Source organism: Bacillus sp. FSL E2-8868, assembly GCF_038005505.1.
Lineage (GTDB): Bacteria > Bacillota > Bacilli > Bacillales > Bacillaceae_G > Bacillus_A > Bacillus_A mycoides.
The window spans coordinates 352,833-369,980 of record NZ_JBBOTI010000002.1 but is presented as its reverse complement, the minus strand read 5'-3'; the positions used below and the strand labels follow the sequence as shown (position 1 = coordinate 369,980).

The following is a 17,148-nucleotide window of genomic DNA, read 5'->3' as shown; positions in this document are numbered from 1 at the left end:
AACACACTGGTAAATAAAATATACTAAAAGGAGTATGCTTGCGGCGGAGTACACGACATCTAAAGTCATCTGATTGCCCCCTCATTGTTGTTGTATTTATAGTGTATGAAATCTTACAATTTCATATTCAAGTGAAAAATATGTGAACGTTAACAAAATTGTAAAGTGCAAAAATTACAATCATTTTGTATAATAGAAGAAACAACCGTTATATAAAATATAATGAGTGAAAGGGGAGGGAACATAAATGCCAAATTGGTTTAGAAAAACCTTAGTCGCATTAATTACCGTATTTACGTTTGGTTTAGTGACGCCTCCTTCCATATTACTTGATAATGCCAAAGCTGCGGACAAGCCTACGAGCACAGCTGGGCAACAAAATTTGGAGAGTACGTCCTATACATATGAAGAAACAAATGATAGGTTAACCACCGATACTTTTGTTAACTATGCGATGCAAGAAGCAGAGAAGCAATCTATGCAAAAATTCGGCTCTAAAATTGGGCCTGTAATTGAAGATGAATTTAAAGATGTTGTATTACCTAAAATTGAAGAGGCAATTGCGGAACTTGCAAATGATGTGCCAGAAGAATCTTTGCAATCATTAGCGATTTCTCAAAGACCGGCTGGTGGAAATAATGAAAAGATTTTTCATGTTTATGACACGAAATCAGGAAATGACTTACTGCGATTTCATGTGAGGAGAGATCATCCACCGCAAGATGGATATTATTTTAATTTCCACTATCATCGTTTTGATGATGGATATTCAGGACACCATGAGTTAGGAAATATTTATTGGAATACGAATGTACCGCCGAAATGGTTGTCTTAAAAAGAACGAGAGAAAATCTTGTTCTTTTTTTATGTGTATGAAAGGGTAAGACATTTATGTTGTTGAATAACATAGGTTTAGGAAAAAAGAAAAGGGAGTATGGGGATGCAAAAATATATCGTTTTTGACTTTGATGGCACATTAGTAGATTCACAAAATATATTTGTACCAATTTATAATCAACTTGCTGAAAAGCATGGATATAAGACAGTTAGTGAGGAAGAAATTGAGCCTTTACGAAAATTGACTATTTCTGAAAGATGTAAAAAACTCGATGTACCACTTTATAAACTTCCTATATTGGCGTTAGAGTTTTATAAATTATATCAACCTGCTATAAAAGATCTCGTTTTATTCCATGGGATGAAAGATGTATTAGATGAATTACATAAAAAAGACTACGGGATTGCGATTATATCTTCGAACTCAGAAGAGCATATTAGGGCATTTTTACATAGTAATGGCATAGAAAATATTCAAGAAGTGTATTGTTCTAAAAATTTGTTTGGTAAAGATAAAATGATTAAAAGATTTTTAAAGTCGAAAAAGCTAACAGAACAAGATTTGTTGTATGTCGGTGATGAACAACGTGATATTACAGCTTGTAAAAAAGCTGGTGTGAATGTCATTTGGGTTTCTTGGGGGTATGACGTAATTGAGACAGTAAAAGGAGACGCGCCAGATTATATGGTTAATACGCCAGGGGAAATTGTGCAAGTAGTACAGGCGGCACATTCTCAATATAAATAAACTTCGAGCAGTTATTTATCATATTGAATTTTGGGTAGCAAAGTTTCTTACTGGCAATAAGGTGAAGGTTATACGTGGTCCAATTGAAATGAATCATTATTCGGATGTTACTATACAATAGACTTTTATGACCCGAAGGGCTTTATTGTAGAGGTTGCGTATACAGCGAATACAGAAATGTAAGGAGAATAGACATGAAGATAATTACAACGTGGAAAAACAATATACAAATAGTAAAAGATGCTGCAAATATTGAAGAAATCTCTAAAGGTTTCTCTCCTGATAAAAAATATATTATTACGACTACTGATGATGAAAAATATTTATTACGGACAGGTGATATAAAAGAGTATGATAGGAAAAAAATAGAGTTTCAAATTTTAAATGAAATGGTAAAACGTAACGTGCAGGCTCAAAGACCAATTGAATTTGGTATATTGGAGGAAGAAGATTTATGTTATAGTATTTTTTCATATTTAGAAGGAGAAGATGCTAAGAAGCTATTGCCTACATATACGCCAAGAGAACAATATGATATTGGTATAGCAGCAGGAAAAGACTTAGCAAAAATGCATACACATGAAGCTCCTAAGGATATACTCTCATGGTATGAAAGAGCAATGAAAAAACATCGAAAATATGTAGAGGCATATAAAACATGCGGAATACGAATTAAAAATGATGATAAAATCATAAAGTTTATAGATGAAAATGAAAAATATTTAAAGAACCGCCCAAATCGATTTCAACACGATGATTTTCATTTAGAAAATATAATTGTACGTGATGCGAAATATGTAGGTGTTGTTGATTTTAACGGCTATGATTGGGGCGATCCACTTCATGATTTCGTAAAAATTGCATTATTTGCAAGAGACATTAGTATCCCATATTCAATCGGACAAATAGAAGGATACTTTAATGGGAGAATACCAGAGGAGTTTTGGAAATTATATGCGGTTTACGTTGGCATGACGGTTTTTTCTTCAGTTGTCTGGAGTTTACGAGCAGCACCGCATATGTTAGAGGATACGTTAGAGCGTCTTACTATAGTTTTAGAGGATCATAAAAACTTTGAATTATCAAAGCCAATCTGGTTTGATAGTGAAATGATGAATAAAAAATAAGGATAGCAGGTGGGAAATCTCACACCTGCTATTTGTAAATAACTCATGAGACGGTCTCTTTACATACTATGTATGTAGTTTTTTTATGAAGGAATGAAAACCTTGACGTCTACTTTATAATATAAAAAGGGGGTGGACTATTGAAAATCAGGCAAGGTAAATATGAAGAAATAAAAGTACGCGATAGAATTCCAGGAATGGTTGAATATATAGAGGACACGATGTTACCTACTGGTTTTCACTATTATATTCCTCCTCACTGGCATAGAAGTATTGAAATTAGCCTAGTCGTATATGGAGAGGTTTTCTTGTATGTGAATGGGCAAAAAAAGAAAGTATCCGCTGGCGAATTTATTTTTGTGAATAGTGGCGATGTTCATGAATTCGAAAAAGTTAAAAATACAAGTTGTGCAGTAATGATGTTAATTATTTCTTATGAATTTCTTAAAGAGGTAAATGGAGATTTTGATAAATATAGATTTAATATAAAAGAATCAGTTGTTCAGATAACTAACCTCCAGCAAATATTTTATGAATTAAAGGAGTTAGTCACAAATTCTGATGATTTAAGTTACATAAAAATTAATAGTTTAATTTATGAAATTGTTTATATTCTATTGCGATATTGCAAAGAAGGAGAGAGTATAGACAATAATTATCAACTTGGAAATAAACAGAAAGAAATGATTACGTATATTTATAAACATTATGATGAAGAACTTAAACTGAAAGATGTAGCTAAACATTTTTTTGTAAGTGAAGAACATTTTTCCCGTATGTTCAAAAAATCGTTCGGATCAAATTTTACCACTTTTTTAACGAGATACAGGCTCTATAAAGCGTATGAAGATATTATTAATAGTACAAATTCTATACAAGATATAGCAGTAAAACACGGATTTCCAAATGTAAAATCATTTATTTCACAGTTTAAAGAAAAATACGGATATACACCATTACAGTATAGGAAAAATATCATATCAAAAAATGACAATAATCGAATCAAATATGAACAACAATAAAAAAACGTTCCATGGTACATTTTGTACATGGAACGTTTTTTATTTAGTAATAGTAAATGAAGTGAGATTCAATAGAGATTTATCTAATCCGAAGAAATGAAAGCGTTTAAAACAAGGGAGGATGAATACTAGATGACTAGAAAATATGACTTAAACCTATTAGAAAAAATTCAAGAAAAACAAGAAATCATTAATGTACAGGGGGCGAAAGTTTTAGTAAAAAACATACCAGATTGTGATGAAAAAGGAGCGATGGATCCACGTCTTTATAAGGACACGAAGGTTCAAATGAATGTAATGAGGTTTATGCCTAAAAATATGATGAAAATGGACGCTTCTGAAAAATCGGTAAGGAATATGCGAAAACAATTTAATGGAATTAAGAGTGTTCCAATTGTCACTAAAGACGTTAATATTACGCATAAAACAGTGAAAGCGGAAGATGGATATGATATTCCGATAAGAATTTATAACAGTGTTTCTAAACAAGAGAATGCGCCAGTTTTATACTTTATTCATGGTGGTGGATTTATGGCAGGATCACCAGATGTAGTAGAAGAACTTGTGAAATTGATAGTAGAAAAAACGGATATACTAGCCGTTTCTGTGGATTATCGATTAGCTCCGGAAAATCCTTTTCCAACTGGGCATACAGATTGCTACACTACTTTAAAGTGGATTTATGAAAATGCTGAAATACTAGGCGGTGATAAGAATAATATCTTTGTGGCAGGTGATAGTGCAGGAGGGAACTTAACACAGTATTGTACAACTAAAGATATGGAAGATGGTAGGAAGTACGTGAAGGGACAGTTGCTTCTGTATCCTACACTTAATATGTGTGACTATGAAGATGAATTTTATTCTTGGAGTATAGATAAATATGAAATTGCTCCTAAGTATAAAAAAGGATTAGAAAAAATGCTTAATATAATGCATTCAATGGTTGGAGGTATGTCAGAAGTACTTGGTACGAAAGAAATTCATTCTAAGTATTTAAGTCCATATGTTGATGTATCCCCAGACTATCCAAGTACATTTATTACGGTAGGAGAGCATGATTTTTTAATGATAGAATGTTTAGCGTATGCAGCTAAATTGACTAAAAAAGGAGTGGATACTGAAACAGTCCTTTATCGTGGTTTAGGGCACGCTTATGGAGATAATGTAGGTGTCTATCCTCAAAGTGAAGATTTAGCAATTGAGATGGGGAATTTTATATTAAAGCATAGTGGAAAGTAGGTTAACCCTTTTCTTGCTTCTTTATACGTATCATTCCAAAGAGCAAGGAAATAGTTAAATACAAAGCGACTGCAACCGATTGTTTTAGCAATTAATATTTCTTGTTTCTTATTCGGGTAGATACGAAATTTATATGCTTTATTTACTAACATAGGTTGCACCTCACTTTTTCATCGTATATCTACAGTATACAAAAAAACGTAGGCTTACGCCTACTGACATTCATCTCCCACCTAAAATTGGTGTTTCACACCTTCACATTTTTGAGGAAGGAGTCTTCTGTCAGAAAACGATAAATAATTTAGCATTTGGGTTATCCTCATTTCATTTATTAAATTCAATAATAGGATTGGTTGCAAGGTAAATTTCTGATTGCAAAATAATAGAGGGAAGAGTAATCTTCCCTCTATTTAATTTGTTATTTAATTTTCGTAAATGTAAGAGGCTGAGTACTTAAAGTTGCAGGTACGTGTAATTGAAGAGTCGGGAATTCACCATTTACATTCATATCATAAGCGAATAAAAGCCCCATTTTCATTTGGAACAAACTAATTGATGCTGAGAAGATGTTGTAATGATGATGTTTTAGCTGAAATTCCATATCCATAAATTGTACATGTAGGAAATCATCTTGTTTGTATACTTTCAGTGTTCCATAAGCGGGATGCTCAAAAGTTCCAGTGTAGTCATCTAATGCATGAGAAGGGGTAGTCCCTTTTATTGGTTCGGGAAGTGATGTAGTTGCCTCTTTCATCATTTCTTTCATTTTTTCACTATCTTCTACAGCGCGTTCATGCCAGTCGATATATTCTAGTCCGAGAAGTTCGTCGTAAATATGTTTTGTAATATAAGTAGGGAGTACAGTTTGCCCTAAATTTGTTAATACGATAATACCGATATTTTCGTTGGGCATAAATGACGCAAGTGCAGAAAATCCATCAATATTACCACCATGATGAATAAGTTTATAACCGCGGTAAGCACTAATAAACCAACCTAGTCCATAGCTATTTAATGGTGATTCACTTGTTGATAACATTGGCTGATCCGGGATTGGAGTGTGTGGTGTATACATTTCTTGGAGTAGTTCAGTAGAAATCAAATCATGATTTTCTGTTTTTCCTTCGTTTAAATGAAGCAAAACCCATTTTGCCATATCTTCAATGGTAGAATTAATACATCCAGCCGCTCCAACTGTATCAATATTTCGGAATGGAATTTCTTTCATTTCACCATTATCTTCAGTGTAAGGTAATGCGTAATCATCTGTATTTTGTGAGTCTGTAACAGATAAGTTTGTATGCCTCATATTTAAAGGTTCTAAAATATGTTCTGCAACGTATTGCTCCCACGTTTGATTCGTAACGTTTTCTACAATATAACTAATTGTCGCATACATTAAGTTGTTATAAAGAAATGCTGTGCGGAACGGTGCATCAAGTGATAAATGTTTTATTTTTTCAACAAGATCTTTTCGAGTTAAGGAAGAACTGTACCAAAGAGCATCGTGACGACTTACCCCAGTACGATGAGAAGCTAAATCTCGTCCTGTAACTTGCGAGTTAGCGAGCATATCGGATAGAGAGAAGTTAGGTACGTAAGTTTGGACAGGAGTATCCCAATTAAACTTTTTTTGCTGTGCTAATAAGCTTAATGAAAGCGTACCGAATGCTTTCGTCGCAGAACCGATTGCGAATCGTGTCTGCGGAGTAACAGCCTCTTTTTTCTCTATGTTACGATAGCCGAAACCTTCTGAAATAATTACCTCACCATCTTTTATAACAGCTACAGCCGCTCCAGGAACGTGTAAATCCTTCATCATCTTCTCAACCTTATGTTGTAACGTACTTAAAACAGGAGTTTTGATTTTAGACATGCTTCCAACCTCCAAATATAATTTTTATGTTCCGCACTATACTTTCTGTAATAGAAAAGTGAAAACCTTTTTTAATATTGAAAGTTAATAATTTTGTAAGAAATATTGAAAGAATTTTTATTAATTTGGATTATTAAATTCGCTGTTTTTCATGTTATGATAAATCTCATATACGATTGAAAGAAGGTTTTTCTACATATGAAACATGCTGAATATGAATACTTAAATTTATGCCGTCATGTAATGGAGCACGGTACGAAGAAAGAAGATCGTACAGGGACAGGTACTGTATCTGTATTTGGATATCAAATGCGTTTCGATCTAAGTAAAGGATTTCCTTTATTAACGACAAAGAGAGTGCCATTTCGCCTAGTAGCAAGTGAACTGCTTTGGTTTATGAAAGGTGATACAAACATTCGCTATTTATTGCAACATAATAATAATATTTGGAATGAATGGGCGTTTAAGAGCTGGGTAGAAAGCGATGAGTATACTGGCCCTGATATGACAGATTTCGGTCTTCGCTCACAACAAGATGAGGAATTTAAAGTGCAGTACGATGAGCAAATGGAATTGTTTAAAAAGAACGTTTTAGAAGATGATGATTTCTCGAATAAATATGGTTATTTAGGAGATGTATACGGAAAGCAGTGGCGTGCCTGGAAAACGACAGCTGGTGAGACGCTTGATCAATTAAAAGATGTAATTGAAATGATTAAGAAAACACCAGATTCACGCCGTCTAATTGTGTCTGCTTGGAATCCTGAAGATGTACCAAGTATGGCATTACCACCTTGTCATACGCTATTCCAGTTTTATGTAGCGGATGGCAAACTTTCTTGTCAGTTATATCAAAGAAGTGGTGACATATTCCTTGGAATTCCATTTAACATTGCAAGTTACTCATTACTAACACATTTAATCGCACATGAATGTGGTCTTGAAGTGGGAGAATTTGTTCATACAATTGGAGATGCACACATTTATACGAATCATTTTGAACAAGTAGAAAAGCAATTGGCACGTGAACCACGTCCATTCCCGAAACTTACATTAAATCCAGATGTGAAATCTGTGTTTGATTTTGAAATGGAAGATTTAACGATTGAAGGATATGATCCACACCCAGCAATTAAAGCACCGGTTGCAGTATAATTGTAGAGGAGATGAAAAAATGATTGTTTCATTTATGGTCGCAATGGACGAGAATAGAGTAATTGGCAAAGATAATAATTTACCTTGGCGTTTACCAAGTGAATTGCAGTATGTAAAGAAAACAACGATGGGCCATTCACTTATTATGGGGAGAAAGAACTACGAAGCGATTGGTAGACCACTGCCTGGAAGACGTAATATTATTGTAACACGTAATGAAGGGTATCATGTTGAAGGTTGTGAAGTAGCACATTCTGTAGAAGAAGTGTTTGAACTATGCAAAAATGAAGAGGAAATCTTTATTTTCGGCGGAGCACAAATTTATGATCTCTTTTTACCTTACGTAGACAAGTTATATATAACAAAAATCCATCATGCATTTGAAGGAGATACATTCTTCCCAGAAATGGATATGACAAATTGGAAAGAAGTTTTTGTTGAAAAAGGTTTAACGGATGAAAAGAATCCGTATACGTACTATTATCATGTATATGAGAAGCAACAATAATAAGAAGGATTGATGTGAAATTCACATCAATCTTTTTATTTGTATTCGTTAATATAAGTTTATAGATGATATTCAATAGTGCTATAATGAAATCTAGCATGTAAAAATGCTAAAATTTTCAAAAGTATTCATATAGAAAGAGGAGGAGAATCGATTGAAAAAGATATGGGGGATTCTTTTTCTTTGCTTAACGTTCATGTTAGTTGGATGCGGTAAAGAAGAAAAACCACAAGAAGCGTTTGATACATATACAAAAGCATGGAATAAACAAAAATTTGCAGAAATGTATGATCAATTATCAGAAAAGGCAAAAAAAGATATTTCAAAGAAAGAGTTCACTGAGAAATATGAAAAAATTTATTCTGGCATTGAAGTGAAAAACTTAAAAGTAGAAGCAGGAGAAGTAAAAGAAGATAAAAAAGATGAAGGTCCTGTTCCTTTTAAAGTAAGTATGGATACAGTTGGTGGTAATATCTCTTTTGGCCATGAAGCAAAAATGGTGAAAGAAAAAGATGGAGATAAAGAATCTTGGAAAATAGATTGGACTCCTGATTTCATTTTCCCTGGCATGACAAAAGATAGTAAAGTGCGTATGCAGGCAACACAACCAAAACGTGGTGAAGTTTACGATCGTAATGGAAAAGGTCTTGCGACGAATGGGAAAGCTTCTGAGATTGGAATTATTCCAGAAAAATTAGATGAAACTGCTCCGCAAACGAAAGAAGCAGTAGCGAAGTTGTTAAATATGTCTGTAGAAGAGATTGATCAAAAACTAGCTGCGAAATGGGTAAAACCAGGGTATCTCGTACCAATTGGAATTTTGCCTGAGGGAGCAACGCAAAATACGTACATCGATTTACCTGGTGTTGCAGCAAAACCTGTAAATGTTCGTACATATCCGTTAGGGGAAGCAGCAGCGCATCTTACTGGTTATATCGGAAAAGTAAATGCAGAAGATTTAAAAACGCTTCAAAAGAAAGGCTATCAAGCCGATGATCCAGTTGGTAAAGCTGGATTAGAGCAAGTATTGGAAGAACAGCTACGCGGGAAAAAAGGTGGCCGTGTCTTCATGGAGGATGCACAAGGAAAAGAAATTAAAAATTTAGCGAAAACAGATGCTGTTGATGGAGAAAATGTAACTTTAACTATCGATAGTGTTGTTCAAGAAAAAACGTATAATGAAATGAAAGGAGAAGCTGGTTCAAGTGCGGCAATTAATCCGAAAAGTGGAGAAACAATTGCTCTTGTAAGTAGTCCAGCTTATAATCCTAATTTAATTGCACGAGGAACATCAAAAGCACAGCGCGAGGCTTGGAATAATGACCCGAAAAAACCGATGACGAATCGATTTACACAATTATCGGTACCAGGTTCTGTATTTAAGCCAATTACAGGTGCAATTGGTCTTGAAACAAAAACAATCGATCCAAAAGAAGAATTGAAAATTGAAGGACTGAAATGGACGAAAGATTCTTCTTGGGGCAATTATTACGTAACACGTGTAAAAGATGCAAATCCGATTGATTTTGATAAGGCAATGAAATACTCGGATAATATTTATTTCGCACAAGAAGCTTTGAAAATTGGAAAAGATAAATTTATGGCTGGGGCGAAAAAATTCGGATTTGATGAGAAATTACCAATTGAATACGGATTCCCAGCTTCTAAAATCGCAAATGATGGCATAAAAAATGATATTCAAATGGCAGATACAGGATATGGACAAGGAGAAGTCTTAATGACTCCTCTTCATTTAGCTTTAACGTATGCACCGATTGTAAATGATGGAACGATTCCATCGCCATATCTTATTAAAACAGATAAACAACCAAAAGCTTGGAAAGAGAACGTGATTTCTAAAGAAAATCAAGATATATTGAAAACGGCTTTAACGAAAGTAATTAACGATCCAGATGGTACGGGGAAAATTGCGAAAATTGATGGTATGACCCTTGCTGGTAAAACAGGAACAGCAGAATTAAAAGTATCAAAAGAGGCAGAAGGAAAAGAACTAGGTTGGTTCGCTGCGTTTGATTTAAATTCACCTGATATGGTTATTACAATGATGATTGAAGATGTAAAAGGTAGAGGTGGAAGTAATATTCCAGCTGAAAAAGTGAAACATGTTTTTCAAAAGTAGTAATTGAAGAAGACTATCTCCATGAAATATGGAGATAGTTTTTTATTTGATTAAAACCTTAATATTTATATACAAAAACTAACTGAAATAATATAACTTATTAACTTACGAAAAAAAAGTAGCTATTTTTATTGACATCCATTAAAACTTTTTGTATTATACTTACATAAGGTAAGTTGTTTACTATTAAATAATAAATCTCGAATTAAAGATAAATTAGAAAAAGGGAGATAATACAATGACAAAAGTACTATTTATTACAGCAAATCCAAATTCAGCAGAAGGTTCTTTCGGTATGGCAGTAGGAGAAGCTTTCATCGAAGCATATAAAAACGAACATCCACAAGACGAAGTTGTAACAATTGATTTATTCAATACAACTGTACCAGCAATCGATGCAGACGTATTCGCTGCTTGGGGTAAATTTGCAGCAGGCGAAGGATTCGAAACTTTAAGTGAAAATCAGCAACAAAAAGTTGCAGCAATGAACAATAACTTAGAAACATTTATGCATGCAGATCGTTATGTATTCGTGACTCCAATGTGGAATTTCAGCTACCCAGCAGTAGTGAAAGCATACTTAGATAACTTATCAATCGCAGGTAAAACATTCAAATATACTGAAAATGGTCCAGTTGGCTTACTAGAAGGCAAAAAAGCACTTCATATTCAAGCTACAGGCGGCGTTTACTCAGAAGGAGCATACGCATCTATGGACTTCGGTCGCAATCACTTAAATGCGGTATTAGGATTCATGGGTGTATCAGACACTGAATATATTGCAGTTGAAGGAATGAATGCAAATCCTGAAAAAGCACAAGACATTAAAGAAGCAGCAATTGCAAGTGCACGCGAATTAGCAAAACGTTTCTAATATAGAAAACTTCAAAATGTCCAAACACTTGTTGTTTGGACATTTTTTCTTCTTTTTCCTTCGTTTGTCTAGTATAATGAAGGTCGGAATGATAATAGGTGGGGGTTCTGTATGATTCAAACGTTTTTTAAAATCTTTTATTTAATTTTAATCGTAATTGCGATTACACCAAGGTTGTGGCGTATAAAAAGAAAAGCAAATGCGATGTCACCGCAAGAAAAAGATAGTGTTGTGTATAAAACAACAAACTGGTTTGGTAAGAAAATGGTGCGTGTAACTGGATCGACTGTAGAAGTAAAGGGACTTGAAAATGTTCCGAAAGACAAGCCAGTGCTAGTTGTAAGTAATCATCAAAGTAATATGGATATTCCTGTGTTACTAGGTTACTTAAATAAGCCAATTGGATTCGTTTCAAAAGCGGAAATTAAAAAGTTTCCGGTTGTGCCAACATGGATGGAACTAATGAATTGTGTGTTTATGGACCGCAGTGATCGTCGTCAATCTCTTAAGGCAATTAAAGATGGAATTGAACTGTTAAAGAGCGGGCATTCTATCGTGATTTTTCCAGAGGGAACGAGAAGTAAGGGTGGCGAAATCGGTGAGTTTAAAGCAGGGAGTTTTCACCTTGCTGTAAAATCTGGCGTATCTATATTACCAGTAACTTTAGATGGTACATATAAGATGTTTGAGGCTAATGGAAATCGTATGAAACCAGCTCATGCAACATTAACAATTTCTAAGCCAATTACACCTGAAGAATATGCAAGTATGGATGCTAAAGAGTTAACCCAGCATACAAAAGATATTATTGCATCTCAATTACATAAGTAATAAAAAAAGTTTCAGCTTAAACAAGCTGAAACTTTTTTTATGCTGCGGGTAAGACATAAAACAGTACGCAGAAAAACATCATTGTACTACCGCCTAGTACGAAGAGATGCCAAATGGCATGATTGAACGGAAGCTTTTCCCAAAGGAAGAATATAGCTCCGACAGAATACAAAATGCCGCCTATTAATAGTAGTGAGAAGCCGTGACCGGTTAAATTTTCATAAAGGGGTTTAATGGCAACGATGATGAGCCAACCCATAATGATATAACATAATGTTGATGTTTTAATAAAGCGACGAACAAAGAAGATTTTGAAAATAATGCCACCAATCGCAAGGGTCCAAATAATTGCGAGTAAAGTCCAACCGAGCGGGCCACGCAGTGTAATGAGTAGAAATGGTGTATATGTGCCGGCAATTAATAAATATATGGCGGAGTGATCTAAAATGGTAAATAACTTTTCTACTTTTGGATGATGGATGCTATGTAGCAGTGTAGAAAATAAGTATAGTAAGAACATGCTTACGCCATAAACGGTAAAGCCAACAACAGCAGATGCTGTGCCATGTTTGGAAGCATGAATAATTAATATGATTAAGGCAGGGATGCTTAAAATGGCACCGATACCATGGGTAATTGCATTCGCAATTTCTTCTTTTACAAATTGGGTCATTCTTTTAATTTTTTGCGTCATAATGTTAATCCCTTTCACTGTATTGAGATAAGTTATATTTTCCTTAACCATATCATATACAAAAGGAATAGAAAATGATATTTAATTGATTGTATTTTTGAATTTTTTTGACAAAAGACAACGGATACATTGACGTTTACGAAATTTTTTGACAAAATGAACTTATGGAATAGTAGGACAAGGAATCTACTTATGAAGGGGATGGGGAAATGTTTTCAAATATCGGCTTTCCGGGGTTAATTTTAATTTTAGTAGCAGTGTTAATTTTATTTGGCCCAAAAAAGTTACCGGAAATTGGGAAAGCTTTAGGGGAAACGTTAAAAGAATTTAAAAAATCAACAAAAGAATTGACTGATGAGGCATTTCAAGAGAAAGAAAAAAATAAATAAAAGAATATGCTGAAGTTTTTCTCGGAATGGATAAATAAAGTGTGGTGAACGAGATGGAAGATCGGGAAATGAGCGTAGTAGAACATATTGTTGAGCTTCGCAAACGAGTAATATATACAGTATTATCCTTTGTATTATTTTTAATTATTGGATTTACTTTTACGAAGGATATTTATTTTTGGCTTGTAAAAGATTTACCAATGAAATTAACTGTTCTCGGTCCAAGTGATGTGTTGTGGATTTTTTTCTCGATTGCTACAGTATTTGCTATCGTTTGTACAATTCCTTTTGCTGCGATACAAATTTGGTTATTTGTAAAACCAGGTTTACATCCCAATGAACAAAAAATGACATTAATGTATATACCGGTATTGTCTATATTATTTATAGCAGGCCTATCTTTCGGTTATTTTATCGTCATGCCATTTTTATTTCATTTCCTAACTACAATTGGTAATGAGATGTTTAATACGATGTTTACAACGGAAAAATATTTTCATTTCGTATTAAATTTAACAGTTCCGTTTGCTGTTATATTTGAATTACCTGTAGTTGTTATGTTTTTAACGAGTATAGGTCTTCTAACGGCAGAATTTCTTCAGAAAATAAGAAGATATGCTTATGTCGTGTTGATTATAATTGCATCATGTATATCGCCGCCAGATTTTTTATCACATAGTTTAGTAGCGGTACCGCTTATTTGTATTTATGAAATTAGTATCGCTTTATCAAAGATAGTTAGTAAACGAAAACAGAAAAGAGAAGAAGAAATACAGTCGAAAAGTGCCTCGTTATAAAGGCACTTTTTAATTTATTTGTTATACTCTAGCTATAATTGTATACAATATATAGAAGGAAAAAATTATAGAATCTCCAAAATTTAGACAAACTTTTCATTTTTATAAGTTTATACTGAAGTTATCAAGCTATATATGGGTAATAAGACTCCCGTCTCAAAGGATATATAGGACAGGGTTCGAATTAGGTGGATATAAATGAAGTATTAACTTCTAAATGGGGCAGCTTAAGGATATTTTAGTATTCATAGGAAACCTACACTAAAAAACGTGTTAAAGAATAAAGTGGAGGAAGTTCAAAAATCCAACGAAAAAGAGGATTGATATTGTGATTACGAAAAGTTTTTATTTCACTCATGCAACAGGGAATTGTATTAAAATATTTGAAATCCCTGTCCTACAAACACAGCATCCATTAGCGTTTCTAATTCAGTCTCGTCTTCAATTGTTTATTGCAAAAATTCAAAAACATAAAAACCCAAGATTCTCGTACTCTTTCCGTGAATATTTACAAAGTTGTTTGAAGTGGAATGATTATTCAAATGTATATAAGACAAATACTCTTGAAAAGAATGCATAATACACAGCAGGGACAGAGTTAGATAGGCTCTGTCTTTTTCATTTTAGGTATAAAAATATAATTAATTTGGTGAAATTCATTCGAAATTGTTGAAAGCCTCGGGAATGCTAGTATAATAACAGGGAGAGCGTATTGGAAAGGGAAGAATATAATATGCAAAAAATTAAAATTGTAACAGATTCAACGGCAGATTTATCAAAAGATATACTTGAGAAGTATGATATTCATGTTTTACCATTATCTATTTCTGTAAATGGACAAACATACTTAGATCGTGTAGATTTGCAACCGGATGAATTTATTGAAGAAATGATTAAATCAGAAGAATTACCAAAAACATCACAACCGGCTATGGGTACATTTGTAGAAATGTATGACAAGCTAGGCGAAGACGGAAGCCAAGTGCTTTCTATTCATATGACAGGTGGAATGAGCGGTACTGTCGCAACAGCGAATAGTGCTGCATCAATGACAGATACAAAAGTAACAGTTGTTGATTCTCAATTTATTACACATGCTTTAGCATATCAAGTAATTGAAGCTGCAAAAATGGCAAAAGAAGAATGCTCACTAGAAGATATTTTAAAACGTATTGATGAAGTAAGAAAGAATACTCGTTTATATGTTGTCGTAGATACATTAGAGAACTTAGTGAAGGGTGGACGTATCGGTAAAGGGAAGGCTTTTATCGGTTCATTACTTAATATTAAACCTATTGCAAGTTTAGAAGGCGGCGTATATAATCCGGTAACGAAAGTACGTAGCCAAGGGCAGATTGTAAAAACGTTGGCTAAACTATTCGAGGAAGATACTGCTGGAAAAGTGGTGAAAGCTGTTGCGATTCCACATGCTAAAGCAATTCCTTTAGCAGAAAGTGTAAAAGCTGCTGTTGAAAAAGTGAATGGATTCACTCAATCAGAGATTTTCTATACAACACCAGTTATCAGTACTCATACAGGACCAGGAGCAATTGGTTTTATGTATTTAGCAGAGTAATAAAAAAGCTACTTGAAATGAATTTTCAAGTAGCTTTTTTATTATTTCAGGACAGAAAATAAGAAATGAGAAGGGCAATACAGGCGCTACCGCTAATTATATAGCGAGTCTGTAAATAATCTTTCATGAAAAACACCCTTTTCAATTTTTTAAAGTATATGATAAATTACTCGCAAAAATTAGTACTATTATACATGAGAAGTTTCTGTGATTTTTACTGGTTTTTTATCTGGGACAATAGGGCTATACGTGAAAGTTTGACCTAAAAAGAGAACATGTAGTTGTTCCCACGGTAGCATTCGTAAATTCCAGTTATTTCGTAGTCGTGTTACTGCTTCCCTTGGTGTTTCATCTGCTAAAGCAAAAGTACCGTAGTGCATGGGAATGAAATGTGTAGCTTTTATATCTAGATACGCTTGCACAGCTTCTTCTGGTGAAACGTGAGACACTTTCATAAACCATTCTGGTTCATAGGCACCAATTGGCATAAGTGCAATATCGATTGAAAAACGTTTGCCGATCTCTTTAAATCCTTGGAAATAACCACTATCACCACAAAAATAAATGGTTTCTGAAGAAGTCATATTATCAATGATCCATCCTCCCCAGTGAGAGGTGTTCATATCAAATAATGTTCTTCTCGTCCAGTGCTGGGCAGGTACGAAGTGAAAAGAGACGTCATCAATTGTTGTACTTTCCCACCAGTTGTATTCTTCTACATTGGTGAATTTTTTACGAGTAAATAATTTTTTTAGCCCAATAGGAACAAGGTATAAGGTATCATCATTTAGTTGACGAAGAGATGAAAAGTCTAAATGATCGTAATGACCGTGTGAAATAAGAACGATATCGATTTTAGGTAGTTCTTTTATAGTGAGCCCTGGCTCAGTAAGTCGTGGAACTAACTTTAATTTATTTGCCCATACTGGATCTGTTAAAATATTTAAGCCGTTCGTTTGAATGAGAAAAGTTGAATGACCAATCCATGTGACAGTCGTTTTTTCAAAGTTATTTAGTAGAAATTTACTTTGTTTAACAGGTGATTGTTCTACTAGAAAAGAAAAGTCTTTTTTGTTTTGCTTTCTCTCTTTACGCCAACGTAAGAAGGAGCGAATTGATTTTTTTGTACTTGCATTATCCATATTTTCATAGCGCTTTGCCATGAACATCACCTCATTTAAAATCGTTGTAGTTGTATTGTACCGAAATGTTGTTAAGGAATACAGTGTTTAACATGGATTAATGTTTAAGTAATTGTAAAAAAATAGGGGGATTTATTTACAAATTTAACAATGAACTTCGTTTCGCAAATAATGGTTAGAGAAATAATAG

Annotated in this window: 17 protein-coding genes and 2 pseudogenes; 15 read left to right on the top strand and 4 right to left on the bottom strand. The window is 33.9% G+C overall.

What is annotated here, in order from left to right; translation table 11 throughout:
• The first annotated feature begins 247 nt into the window (after positions 1-247).
• From NSS74_RS12865 to NSS74_RS12845, 6 genes and pseudogenes are all read left to right on the top strand, one after another.
• Positions 248-835, top strand: a complete 588-nt coding sequence (locus tag NSS74_RS12865) for a YpjP family protein (RefSeq protein WP_002031682.1) — start codon at positions 248-250, stop codon at positions 833-835.
• 105 nt (positions 836-940) lie between these two features.
• A complete protein-coding gene (locus NSS74_RS12860; RefSeq protein ID WP_002141618.1) occupies positions 941-1,585 on the top strand; it encodes an HAD family hydrolase in 645 nt (214 codons plus the stop codon).
• Between the two features lie 34 nt (positions 1,586-1,619).
• Positions 1,620-1,768 (top strand): annotated as a pseudogene (locus NSS74_RS27945) (VOC family protein); the annotation flags it as partial.
• A gap of 11 nt (positions 1,769-1,779) precedes the next feature.
• Complete coding sequence (locus tag NSS74_RS12855; RefSeq protein ID WP_061688414.1) at positions 1,780-2,712, top strand: aminoglycoside phosphotransferase family protein; 933 nt, start codon at positions 1,780-1,782, stop codon at positions 2,710-2,712.
• 140 nt (positions 2,713-2,852) lie between these two features.
• Positions 2,853-3,734 carry an AraC family transcriptional regulator gene (locus NSS74_RS12850; protein ID WP_061688415.1) on the top strand — a complete coding sequence of 294 codons (882 nt, stop codon included), beginning with the start codon at positions 2,853-2,855 and terminating at the stop codon, positions 3,732-3,734.
• 132 nt (positions 3,735-3,866) lie between these two features.
• Positions 3,867-4,976, top strand: coding sequence for an alpha/beta hydrolase (locus tag NSS74_RS12845; RefSeq protein WP_002031698.1), 1,110 nt, complete (start codon positions 3,867-3,869; stop codon positions 4,974-4,976).
• Here the strand turns inward: NSS74_RS12845 and NSS74_RS12840 are convergent.
• Positions 4,970-5,128: pseudogene (locus NSS74_RS12840) on the bottom strand (helix-turn-helix domain-containing protein); the annotation flags it as partial. The gene NSS74_RS12845 and the pseudogene NSS74_RS12840 sit on opposite strands and share 7 nt — an antisense overlap.
• Before the next feature lie 266 nt (positions 5,129-5,394).
• Complete coding sequence (locus NSS74_RS12835) at positions 5,395-6,852, bottom strand: serine hydrolase (RefSeq protein ID WP_159146519.1); 1,458 nt, start codon at positions 6,850-6,852, stop codon at positions 5,395-5,397.
• A 198-nt stretch (positions 6,853-7,050) separates the two neighbouring features.
• Between NSS74_RS12835 and NSS74_RS12830 the strand changes: the two genes are divergently transcribed.
• The 5 genes from NSS74_RS12830 (at position 7,051) to NSS74_RS12810 (ending at position 12,360) form a co-directional block, all read left to right on the top strand.
• Positions 7,051-8,007, top strand: coding sequence for a thymidylate synthase (locus tag NSS74_RS12830; RefSeq protein ID WP_002085878.1), 957 nt, complete (start codon positions 7,051-7,053; stop codon positions 8,005-8,007).
• A gap of 19 nt (positions 8,008-8,026) precedes the next feature.
• Positions 8,027-8,515 carry a dihydrofolate reductase gene (locus tag NSS74_RS12825; protein WP_000637214.1) on the top strand — a complete coding sequence of 163 codons (489 nt, stop codon included), beginning with the start codon at positions 8,027-8,029 and terminating at the stop codon, positions 8,513-8,515.
• Positions 8,516-8,669: 154 nt separating this feature from the next.
• Positions 8,670-10,655 carry a penicillin-binding protein 3 gene (gene pbpC, locus NSS74_RS12820; RefSeq protein ID WP_002141624.1) on the top strand — a complete coding sequence of 662 codons (1,986 nt, stop codon included), beginning with the start codon at positions 8,670-8,672 and terminating at the stop codon, positions 10,653-10,655.
• Positions 10,656-10,893: 238 nt separating this feature from the next.
• Positions 10,894-11,529: an FMN-dependent NADH-azoreductase gene (locus NSS74_RS12815; protein WP_002141626.1), complete on the top strand. Its 636-nt coding sequence runs from the start codon at positions 10,894-10,896 to the stop codon at positions 11,527-11,529.
• 111 nt (positions 11,530-11,640) lie between these two features.
• The gene (locus NSS74_RS12810; RefSeq protein WP_002141628.1) at positions 11,641-12,360 is read left to right on the top strand and encodes a lysophospholipid acyltransferase family protein; all 720 of its coding nucleotides are present in this window, start codon (positions 11,641-11,643) and stop codon (positions 12,358-12,360) included.
• Between the two features lie 37 nt (positions 12,361-12,397).
• On the opposite strand, the gene trhA is transcribed toward NSS74_RS12810, so the two are convergent.
• On the bottom strand, positions 12,398-13,054 hold the full coding sequence (trhA, locus tag NSS74_RS12805) for a PAQR family membrane homeostasis protein TrhA (protein ID WP_002085872.1): 657 nt from the start codon (positions 13,052-13,054) through the stop codon (positions 12,398-12,400).
• 209 nt (positions 13,055-13,263) lie between these two features.
• Between trhA and NSS74_RS12800 the strand changes: the two genes are divergently transcribed.
• The 4 genes from NSS74_RS12800 to NSS74_RS12785 all read left to right on the top strand — a co-directional run bounded on the left by NSS74_RS12800 (position 13,264) and on the right by NSS74_RS12785 (position 15,816).
• Positions 13,264-13,443: a twin-arginine translocase TatA/TatE family subunit gene (locus tag NSS74_RS12800; RefSeq protein WP_002012719.1), complete on the top strand. Its 180-nt coding sequence runs from the start codon at positions 13,264-13,266 to the stop codon at positions 13,441-13,443.
• 53 nt (positions 13,444-13,496) lie between these two features.
• On the top strand, positions 13,497-14,240 hold the full coding sequence (gene tatC / locus NSS74_RS12795) for a twin-arginine translocase subunit TatC (RefSeq protein ID WP_012260868.1): 744 nt from the start codon (positions 13,497-13,499) through the stop codon (positions 14,238-14,240).
• 328 nt (positions 14,241-14,568) lie between these two features.
• Positions 14,569-14,820 carry a DUF2535 family protein gene (locus NSS74_RS12790; RefSeq protein WP_002012715.1) on the top strand — a complete coding sequence of 84 codons (252 nt, stop codon included), beginning with the start codon at positions 14,569-14,571 and terminating at the stop codon, positions 14,818-14,820.
• 153 nt (positions 14,821-14,973) lie between these two features.
• Positions 14,974-15,816, top strand: coding sequence for a DegV family protein (locus NSS74_RS12785; RefSeq protein WP_012260869.1), 843 nt, complete (start codon positions 14,974-14,976; stop codon positions 15,814-15,816).
• A 188-nt stretch (positions 15,817-16,004) separates the two neighbouring features.
• On the opposite strand, the gene NSS74_RS12780 is transcribed toward NSS74_RS12785, so the two are convergent.
• Positions 16,005-16,979, bottom strand: coding sequence for an MBL fold metallo-hydrolase (locus tag NSS74_RS12780; protein WP_016102087.1), 975 nt, complete (start codon positions 16,977-16,979; stop codon positions 16,005-16,007).
• Between the last annotated feature and the right edge of the window lie 169 nt (positions 16,980-17,148).